The 9,449-nt window shown below is 48.5% G+C and carries 9 protein-coding genes; 3 read left to right on the plus strand and 6 right to left on the minus strand.

The window, feature by feature from the left end:
* Positions 1 to 34: 34 nt before the first annotated feature.
* Entirely contained in the window at positions 35 to 1,486 is a 1,452-nt protein-coding gene (locus AC58UX_RS13330) for a DEAD/DEAH box helicase (protein WP_497253297.1), read from the minus strand.
* 192 nt (positions 1,487 to 1,678) lie between these two features.
* Here AC58UX_RS13330 and AC58UX_RS13335 point away from each other — a divergent pair, with 192 nt between their 5' ends.
* The gene (locus AC58UX_RS13335; protein WP_497253299.1) at positions 1,679 to 2,425 is read left to right on the plus strand and encodes an ABC transporter ATP-binding protein; all 747 of its coding nucleotides are present in this window, start codon (positions 1,679 to 1,681) and stop codon (positions 2,423 to 2,425) included.
* The gene (locus tag AC58UX_RS13340) at positions 2,422 to 4,398 is read left to right on the plus strand and encodes an ABC transporter permease (RefSeq protein ID WP_497253301.1); all 1,977 of its coding nucleotides are present in this window, start codon (positions 2,422 to 2,424) and stop codon (positions 4,396 to 4,398) included. The genes AC58UX_RS13335 and AC58UX_RS13340 overlap by 4 nt, the downstream gene beginning before the upstream one ends.
* Here the strand turns inward: AC58UX_RS13340 and AC58UX_RS13345 are convergent, their stop codons facing one another.
* Genes AC58UX_RS13345 through AC58UX_RS13355 form a run of 3 tightly spaced genes read right to left on the minus strand, consistent with a single transcriptional unit; the run spans position 4,399 to position 6,581 of the window.
* The gene (locus AC58UX_RS13345; protein WP_497253303.1) at positions 4,399 to 5,391 is read right to left on the minus strand and encodes a sensor histidine kinase; all 993 of its coding nucleotides are present in this window, start codon (positions 5,389 to 5,391) and stop codon (positions 4,399 to 4,401) included.
* A complete protein-coding gene (locus AC58UX_RS13350; protein WP_497253305.1) occupies positions 5,388 to 6,062 on the minus strand; it encodes a response regulator transcription factor in 675 nt (224 codons plus the stop codon). The genes AC58UX_RS13345 and AC58UX_RS13350 overlap by 4 nt, the downstream gene beginning before the upstream one ends.
* A gap of 51 nt (positions 6,063 to 6,113) precedes the next feature.
* Complete coding sequence (locus tag AC58UX_RS13355) at positions 6,114 to 6,581, minus strand: GNAT family N-acetyltransferase (protein ID WP_497253307.1); 468 nt, start codon at positions 6,579 to 6,581, stop codon at positions 6,114 to 6,116.
* Positions 6,582 to 6,753: 172 nt separating this feature from the next.
* Between AC58UX_RS13355 and AC58UX_RS13360 the strand changes: the two genes are divergently transcribed.
* Positions 6,754 to 7,626, plus strand: coding sequence for an AraC family transcriptional regulator (locus AC58UX_RS13360; RefSeq protein WP_497253309.1), 873 nt, complete (start codon positions 6,754 to 6,756; stop codon positions 7,624 to 7,626).
* A 156-nt stretch (positions 7,627 to 7,782) separates the two neighbouring features.
* On the opposite strand, the gene AC58UX_RS13365 is transcribed toward AC58UX_RS13360, so the two are convergent.
* On the minus strand, positions 7,783 to 9,243 hold the full coding sequence (locus AC58UX_RS13365; RefSeq protein WP_497253311.1) for a DHA2 family efflux MFS transporter permease subunit: 1,461 nt from the start codon (positions 9,241 to 9,243) through the stop codon (positions 7,783 to 7,785).
* A complete protein-coding gene (locus AC58UX_RS13370) occupies positions 9,240 to 9,446 on the minus strand; it encodes an MbtH family protein (protein ID WP_497253313.1) in 207 nt (68 codons plus the stop codon). The genes AC58UX_RS13365 and AC58UX_RS13370 overlap by 4 nt, the downstream gene beginning before the upstream one ends.
* Positions 9,447 to 9,449 lie beyond the last annotated feature (3 nt).

The following is a 9,449-nucleotide window of genomic DNA, read 5'->3' on the forward strand; positions in this document are numbered from 1 at the left end:
ACACTCAGTCATCCACACTCTGGTCGTCCATCCCCTACTTATTCGCCTCATGCACCTTCAGCAGCTTGCCCTTGATGGTCGTGTTCTTCATAATCTTCAAGACCATCGGCCCTTTGCCGTTCAAAATGTCGACGTACGATACCGTATCCTGAATTGTGATGATGCCGATATCCTCGGCGGTGACACCTTCGATTTTGGCGATGGTGCCGACAAAGTCGACGGCGCGAATCTTCTTCTTTTTGCCCCCGTTAAAATAGAGCTTCATGATACCCTTGTTCAACTGGTCGCTGCGATCCCGCTTGATGACAGGCGTGGCCTGCATCCTCCGATCAAAAGCCGCTTGCTTCGCGGCAACCTCGTCCAAATCAGGCGCATCCTTCCGCGGAATCTCGAAGCCCAGATAGCCCTCGATGTCCGCCAGGAACTTGTCCTCCTGCGGCGTTACGAACGTAATCGCTTTGCCGGTCTTGCCCGCACGCCCTGTGCGACCGATTCGGTGAACGTAGCTCTCCTTCTCCATCGGGAGGTCATAGTTGATGACATGCGTGATGTCCTCGACATCAATCCCGCGCGCCGCGACATCCGTAGCGACCAAGAAGCGGAACTCTCCGCGTTTGAAGGCATTCATGACGAGGAAGCGATCATCCTGCACCATGCCGCCGTGAATCTTATCACACGGAAAGTCTAACTCATCCAGCAGTGTATACAGCTTGTCCACATGCTCTTGGGTCCGGCAGAAGATGATACAGTTATCCGGATTCTCCACCACGAGGACATTTTGCAGCAATGGCCACTTCTCATTCTCCCGCACCGTAATAAGGGAATGCTCGATTTGCACCTTCGCAGCTTCCGGCGTTTCGATCTCGATATCAATCGGATCCCGCAGGTACTGATGGCACAACTGCTCGACATCCTTAGGCAAGGTGGCTGAGAACAGCATCGTCATCCGATCTGTCGGCAGCTCGTCGATGATCGCCCCCACCTGCTCGATGAAGCCCATCCGCAGCATTTCATCTGCTTCATCAATAACCAAATACCGTAACCGCTCGACGTCCAGCGTCCCTTTTTGAATGTGATCCAGAACGCGGCCCGGTGTGCCAACGACCACGTGGCATTTCTGATGCAGCTCCAGCTTCTGCCTAGCAAATGGCTGCTTCCCATACAAAGCCACCGCCTTAACCCGCTTAAAACGACCGATGTTCGTCATATCCTGCTTCACTTGATCCGCGAGCTCCCGCGTTGGCGTCAGAATGAGTGCCTGCGGCCTGTTCTCTTCCCATTCCACAAGCTCGCAGATCGGGATGCCGAAGGCTGCCGTTTTCCCGCTTCCCGTACGGGACTTCACTGTCAAGTCCCGCTCCTGCAGCGCGATCGGAATCACCTTATGTTGTACATCCGTTGGCTGCGTATAGCCAAGCGTGCTCAATGCCCGCGTAATATCCTCACTTAATTGATAATCCGTAAAGCTTCTTGTCGCTGTCGTCACACTATTGACTCCCCTTCTTATTCCTGTCGTTCTATTCTACTACATCTAGAAGCGGAAAAGAAAAAGCATGAGTGAAATACCAAACTTTAGGAAATAGTTGTTTATGACAAAAATGTCACTTTAGATGTTGGTATATCGATGGTTAGCATACACAATAATCGGTATAGTAAGGTTGTGAGGGAGGCCGAATCGATGACTACAATTATTCATACAAAGAACTTATCGAAATCTTACGGAAAAACACAAGTGCTGAAAAATATTGATTTGACCATTGAACAAGGGGAATTTACGGCGGTCATGGGGCCATCTGGCTCTGGAAAAACGACATTAATGAACATGCTGTCCACGATAGACGCTTTTAACGGTGGCGAAGTTTGGGTCGAAGGCAAATCGCTGTTAGCTTTGAAAAAGAAAGAACTGCGCCAGTTCCGCCAAAAACGAATGGGCTTTCTATTCCAAGACTACAACCTGCTGGATACGCTGACGGTGAAAGAAAATATTTTGCTGCCGCTCTCGTTACAAAAGACGCCTGTTGCAGAAATGGAGCAGCGATTAAAGAAGTTAATTGCTGCGTTAAATATTGAAACGATCCTGCATCACTATCCTTCGGAAATATCCGGTGGACAAAAGCAGCGCACCGCGGCCGCACGAGCCATCATTACGAATCCAGCGATTGTGTTTGCCGATGAACCGACAGGTGCACTTGATTCTCGATCAGCCACTCAGTTGCTGGAACAAATCCAATTGCTCAATCAAGCCTTTGAAACCACAGTGCTGATGATTACGCACGATCCGTATGCAGCCAGCTACTGCCGGCGCGTCATATTTCTCCGAGATGGCAAAATCGTCAATGAAATGTTCAAAGGAGAACAATCGGAAAAAGAATTTTTCGACAAAATCCTGACGATTCAAAGCGCCATAGGAGGCGACCAGCGATGAGTTTGCTAGATTTATCATGGCGTAATATTAAACGTGATTTCCGGTTGTATGCGATCTATTTCATTTCCATGCTGATCGGGGTTATCATTCACTTTACGTTCTCATCCTTAATGTTCAACGATGATATTCTTAACGCCATTAAACATAAACAAAATTTCCAACTTGGTGCGTCCATCGCATCTGTTCTCGTCTTCCTGTTCATCATTTTTTTTATCTTGTATGCGAACTCGTTTTTTATGAAACAACGCAAAAAGGAATTTGGGATGTATTTGCTTTACGGCATGAGTGAACGGCAAATTGCTTTGATGGTCTTTCTAGAGACGTTATTTCTAAGCGTGATTTCCCTTGTCAGCGGGATTTTGATCGGGGGATTGCTGTCCAAATTCTTCGGCATGCTGCTGATGAATCTGATGCAATACGATGAGGTCATTTCCTTTGCTTTTCCGCTTGAAGCCGTAGGTTCGATCATTCTTTTATTCGTCGTGCTCATTGGCATTATTAGTGTGCAAAGCTACGTAAGTGTACGTCGAGTCCAACTGGTCGAACTATTTCATGCCAAAGCAAAAATGGAGAAGCCGCTCAAATTTTCCGCATGGCTTGCCCTACTATCTATCCTGTTGTTAGTAACAGCCTTCTTTCTCATCACACGGAAGGGAGATTCCGTCTTCTGGATGGATTACACCTTGGCAAGCATGCTTGCCGTAACCGTCGGTTTGATCGGGGGGACGTACTTATTTTTCCGACAATTTTTCGGTTGGGTACTGGAGAAGATTAGCCGCGGGAAAACCTATGTGGAAGGCAACAAGATGCTGTGGATTTCCTCGCTGCGCTTTTCAATTCGTGGAAACACACTGAATCTTACTTTCATATCACTGTTCAGCGCACTACTCATCTTCTTGGTCGGGTTCGTCTCGATCAACTATACCGCTCATTTTTACTCGGCGGAGCGAGAATTTCCGAACCACATTGCTTATACGTCGCAGAATGAACAAACCCAGAAGCAGATCGAGCAACTTATCGCGGAATCTCATCCTATCATCCATCATACACGGATCGAAGGGCTGTCTGCCCTACCGGTTTCAGACAGGGGAATCGCTCTAGATCGCAGATATTTGAATAATTTCACCGAACAATTCCTTCTGTTCTCGGAGTCCCAATATAATGAGATCGTCAGCCTCCGCGGCGATAATAGCCAAGTGAATGTACAGGCTCAAGAAGCAGTTGTCCTTTCACAAGGCGCACCTAATCCGATCAAGTTTAGCGAAGGTGACCGACCTAAATTTACCGTAAAGCTCAAGGATGAATCGACATTCAATCTCGTTGAAATCAAAAACTATGCGCTGCTAAGCAAGGCTACCACCGCAGACAGCGATGTAGGCAAAAAACCTGCGATACTGATTATTTCCGATGAAGCCTTCGCCAAGCTGAAGCCAGGGGAAGTCCTTACCTCGTTCGACATCTATGAAATCAAAGATGCCAGAAATTCAATTGCTTTATCCGATAACATTTATGCCCTTGTTTCACAAACGCCTGGCTCCTACTACGCAGCCTTTGTCGTGATGTATTCAATTGATATTGAAAGTTCGTCTTTACTGCTATTTTCAATTGCCTTTCTTGCGGTGATCGCCTTATTCGCTTTAGGAAGCATCATCTATTTCAAGCAATTACGAGAAGCGACGGAAGAACAACGGCAGTATGCCATTTTGCGAAAACTGGGTGTTGAGGAAAGTGAAATTAAAAGCATCATTCGCAAACAGCTGCTATTCGTGTTCTTGCCTCCGGTCCTCCTAGGTATGCTGCACAGCTGGTTCCTTCTTGTGTATCCAAGCATGGCGGAAGTCAAAGATATGCCGCAAATCACCTCGATTATTGCAGCGGTTCTGATCCTCTACTTTGTCATTTACACATTTTTTTATGTCTCCTCAACGAGCATCTACTACAAAATAGTCAGCCCAAAGAACGCAATGAGCTAATCATTGCGTTTTTTGCTGCAGCGATAAGTACGGATCGTCGTCTTTCGGAAAATGAACAATAAACTGCGTATACACGCCAATCTCGGACGTGCAACTAATATAATGACCGAGCTTGTTCGATAGCTGCTGCGCCAAATATAAACCAATTCCGGTCGACTTCGGATGCGTTCGTCCCGTTTCTCCCGTAAACCCGCGATTGAAGATGCGCGGAAGATCTTTTTGACTGATGCCAATCCCGCTGTCCCGAATGAGCAGCTTTTTTTCTTGCGGATTTTCCAATACGGAAATCGTAATCTCGCCGCCTTGCTCCGTGTACTTCAAACTATTCGTCAGAAGCTGATTCACGATAAACTGCAACCATTTCGGATCACTTTGAACGACAAGCGTTTCGGCTTGCAGACTGATGCGAATTTTTTTGGAGAAAAAAGTTTTCGAATGTGACTTCACGAGCTCTTTCGAAATCTGGATGACATCACAATTTTGAATCGCATAATCCTGATTAAAACTATCAAGTTTGGCGTAATAGAGCGCTTGATCGACGTAATTCTCAATCTTCGCAATCTCTTCCCTTAAACTATTCGCGTCCATATCGGTTTGCTGAAGCAAGCGAATCACCGCAATCGGTGTTTTGATCTCATGAAACCAAGAGACGATAAAATCATAATGCTCATGCTGCCTCTCCTGAACTTGATTCATTTCATGGATATGCTGCTTTTTCAGCTCCTCAATATACTGCTGGGCAAATTCGCCTTCCAGTGACAAGCTGTCGTATTCCCCGCTTTTTATCTGTCGGATCACACGTACATGCTGCTGGTAACGAAAAAATAAAAACCCGAGCAGCACGATCGCACACAACGCGAAAGCATAGAAGAAAGTCCCCCATGCCTTATCCTCATTGCGATCCGCCAAAAACACCGCACCCGAAATCAAGAAACCAGCCAGATAGAGATAGATGTACGACTTTTCATAGGCAAGATAGCGCAGAAAGGTCATTCGATCATATACCCCATTCCTTTGCGGGTGGCAATAAAGTCCTCCAGACCAAGCGCAGCGATCTTTCTTCGCAGCCGGTTCACGTTCACAGTCAGTGTGTTATCATCAACGAATTGCTCTTCGTTCCATAAGACCTGCATCAAGTCTTCGCGTGAAACAATTTTCCCGATATTCCGCATGATCAATTGCAAAACGATAAAATCATTCCGGCTTAACTCCGTGCTTTGACCCTTATATTCCATCGTGGAATTGGTGACATGCAATTTCAAGCCCCGATGAATGAACGCGGGATTCTCCTCTTCTTGATACGTATATTTCCGGCGGAACAGCGCATTGATTTTAGCCACAAGGATGTCCAAATCAAATGGCTTTTGAATAAAATCATCCCCACCCATATTAATCGCCATAATGATGTCCATATTTTGATTCCTAGATGATAAGAATATAATCGGCACCTTGGAAACCGCGCGTATTTGCTGGCACCAATAGTATCCATCATAAACCGGAAGATTAATATCCAGCAGTACGAGGTGCGGCGCCGTTTGCTCAAAATCCGTTAGAACCCTGTCAAACTGGGTTACTTCCGTTACGGCATATTGCCACTTGGTCAACGTATCCGCGACGATCCGCCTTATCTTTTCATCGTCCTCAATGATCATAATTCGATACATACAATCCCTCATTATCTATAAAAGAGTTCTACCTTGCTAATAGCGTAACCCTTACAGCTTTTTGCTCATCACATACCAGCTATCTGTCTGCTCTGGATAAAATTTGTGCTCAATGACTTCGTAATGCAACCGCTCATACAGCTTAATATTTTCTGGAATGGATAGCCGTACTCCGACTCTTGTTTCCTTCAATCCTTGTGCACGCGCCTTATTTTCTACGAAAGTTAATAGTGCTTTGCCCAAGCCCTTCCCTCTATATTCAGGGAGTACGGATACTCGACCAATATACATATAATCGACTCTGCGCTCATACCTTGCAGACCCAACAAGCCTTTCACCTTCGTATGCGACTGCTGCTCCTCCGCCGCCCTGGAACACTTGGACTGTCTGGTCTACCGTTTCCATTAGCGCCCCCGAAGTTGGTGTCAACTTGCCGCTGTATTCCATGAAGGATTCGACCATGACCTGGAAAATGAGATCGGATTCATCGATAGTTGCTTCTCGGATTGGCAGCGTCATGTGGATTAGCTCCTTTTTGGATGGAGTGAAGGGTTTATTTCCAATAATACTACAATCCAAGGAATACCAGTATTCCTTTATCTCATTGCTGAATGTCCTGCAAACTTGTGCACGAAAAGTCGGGTAGCTATGCGTTTTTACTGCTATTCTATGGATATAGGAGGTCAGAACGATGGATTTGCTTAAAAACATGAACGGTGCGATCAAGTATATTGAAGATAACCTGACGAACACGATTGACACGAAAGAAGTAGCTCGGCTGGCTTTATGCTCGGAATTTCATTTTAAACGCATGTTTTCCTTTCTCGCAGGCATACCACTTTCGGAATACATTCGCCGCAGGCGGTTAAGCCTTGCCGCTTTTGAGCTGAGGGACAGCAACGTAAAAGTCATCGATATTGCTATCAAATACGGATACAACTCGCCCGATTCATTTACAAGGTCTTTTCAAAATTTGCATGGCGTTACACCGTCAGAGGCGAGGATTAATGGACAATCCTTGAAAGCCTATCCGCCTATGACCTTCCAAATTACCATTCAAGGGGGAAATGAAATGAATTATCGCATTGAGGAAAAAGAAGCATTTACCATTGTCGGCCTTTACAAACGAGTTCCGATTATCTTTAACGGCGTTAACCCTGAAATCGCTGCAATGTGGCAAAGCTTAAATATGGACTTAATTAACACCCTTAAACAACTCTCTAACGTTGAGCCCGTTGGACTGCTAAGTGCCTCCACCAACTTCTCAGAAGGCCGTATGGAGGAAAAAGGAGAGCTCGATCACTATATTGGCGTCGCCACGACGCATCCGTGTCCTGAAAATCTAACACAACTCGACGTCGCTGCCTCAACGTGGGCGGTGTTCGAGGCGATTGGACCTTTCCCCGAAACATTGCAAAACGTATGGGGACGCATCTACTCCGAGTGGTTCCCCTCCTCCGGCTACGAACAAGTCGCGGGTCCCGAGATGCTGTGGAATGCGGATAAGGATACGACGTCGCCTACGTTCCGAAGTGAGATTTGGATTCCGGTGGTGCGGAAGTAAGTACCTCCAACCGCAACTCTCCCTCGCTCTCCTAGATTCGGAATGTGGTTCCTCATCTCGTGGCTTAGGGACTGAACACTACCGAATGACTTAAAAAAGCTCCTGAATCCCTGCATGTTCGCAGGAATTCGGAGCTTTTTTGGGATAAACCAACAGCTAGACGCTGGCCGTCGCATTCTCTTTGCCAGCGCTAGGCACCGTGGGCTTTTTGTACTGCACGCCCGCGGTGTCCCGCTCCCGTAGCGTGAGGGAGAACCCGCACGCTACTGCAAGAAACCCGGCCGCGCCTAGCAGCGCGACCTGATACGCCACTCGGCTGGTCGCCTCGCTGGCGGCACCGACAGCAGCGGCATCCGCCGTAGCTGCTGACACGGCCGCCAGCAGGCTGCCGAGCAAGGCCACCCCCAGTGCAGAACCTAGTCGGTTCTGCACCTGTAAAAGCGTCGCCGCCTGCCCCATCTGGGCCGGCTCGATACGGGCAAAGGCCAGGAGCTGAATCGCTCCGACCGCATGCCCCAACGTCAGGCCGCCGCTGAGCAGCAGCCCGCGGACCAGCCACGGGTTCGTGTCGGCGCTCACTAGGCAGAGCAGACCGAATACCACCATCGCGCATAGCAGCGCGATATGGATAATTCTGCGTGGGCCGAGCTTTTTCGCCGACCACGGCATGAGCTGAGACGCGGCCATGAGGCCCAGCGCCTCGGGAAATGTCGTCAAGCCAGTGTGCAGCGCTGACGCTTTGAACACATCCTGATACATCAGCGGGAAAATATAAAGCATGCCGAGCAGCCCCGCTGCGTTACAGAGCGCGATCAAGCCTGTCGTCCGATACAGGCGATCTGTAAACAAACGCAGCTGAAGCATCGGTTGCGGCGTGCGCAGCTCCACGAAGACCAAAGCTGCGAGGAAGATCAGGCCGATCAGTCCTGTGAGGACGATCTCAGGCGAACTCCAGCCGCGCGCCGTCCCTTGACTCAGCGCGTAAATCAGCATAGCGAAGCCCGGCGCGCTAAGTAGAAACCCTGGCAGATCGAGCTTGCCGACTGCTATCTTCTCGCTTTTTTTTAGCCAAATCATCCCTAGCACAATGGCGATAATGCCGATCGGAATATTAATATAGAAGCACCAGCGCCAGGATAACTGTTCCACGAAAAATCCGCTGACAATCGGTCCGACCGCCGGGGCAACCGCGATAGGAAGGATCAAGGAACGCGAGATGTTCGCTCTTTCCTGCGGAGGGAACGCTCTAAACAGCATCGCCATCCCAACGGGAGCAATCAGCCCCCCGCCGATCCCTTGCAGAATGCGGTAGAGGATCAGCTCACCTAAGCTTGACGCGAAGCCGCAGCATACGGAAGCAACCGTAAACAGCGTTATCGCAATCATCAGCATCCGTTTGCCCCCAAAACGATCACCCAGCCACCCTGCCATCGGTAGAACTAAGGCCACCGACACCAAATAACCGATATTCACCGTTCCAGCAGCTGCGGGAGAAACGTTAAGCTCCTCGCAGATCGACAGCAACGCCACATTCACAATCGTCGCGTCCATGGCGACCAAGAACATCGCTGCCACATAAACCATTCGGATCACTAAGCGTGGGTTCAACACTGTCATCCTCGTACTCCAGCTGCCATTTCCTGTGGACGCATGTCGGTCCAGTGTTCCTCAATATAAGCCAAGCAGGCTTCCCTTGATTGTGCAAACACTTGTGTCCACCCAGCAGGCACAAGGGCAAAAGCCGGCCAGAGTGAATACTGGCCTAATTCATTTATCAGCACGACATACGCGTCGTCTTTCTCCTCAAAAGGGTTACTCACGGG

The sequence above is a fragment of the Paenibacillus sp. J22P90 genome (assembly GCF_059692195.1).

Coding starts and splice junctions, on each gene's coding strand:
- AC58UX_RS13335 (WP_497253299.1), top strand. CDS start 1,679: ATGACTACAATTATTCATACAAAGAACTTATCGAAATCTTACGGAAAA.
- AC58UX_RS13340 (WP_497253301.1), top strand. CDS start 2,422: ATGAGTTTGCTAGATTTATCATGGCGTAATATTAAACGTGATTTCCGG.
- AC58UX_RS13345 (WP_497253303.1), bottom strand. CDS start 5,391: ATGACCTTTCTGCGCTATCTTGCCTATGAAAAGTCGTACATCTATCTC.
- AC58UX_RS13350 (WP_497253305.1), bottom strand. CDS start 6,062: ATGTATCGAATTATGATCATTGAGGACGATGAAAAGATAAGGCGGATC.
- AC58UX_RS13355 (WP_497253307.1), bottom strand. CDS start 6,581: ATGACGCTGCCAATCCGAGAAGCAACTATCGATGAATCCGATCTCATT.
- AC58UX_RS13360 (WP_497253309.1), top strand. CDS start 6,754: ATGGATTTGCTTAAAAACATGAACGGTGCGATCAAGTATATTGAAGAT.
- AC58UX_RS13365 (WP_497253311.1), bottom strand. CDS start 9,243: ATGACAGTGTTGAACCCACGCTTAGTGATCCGAATGGTTTATGTGGCA.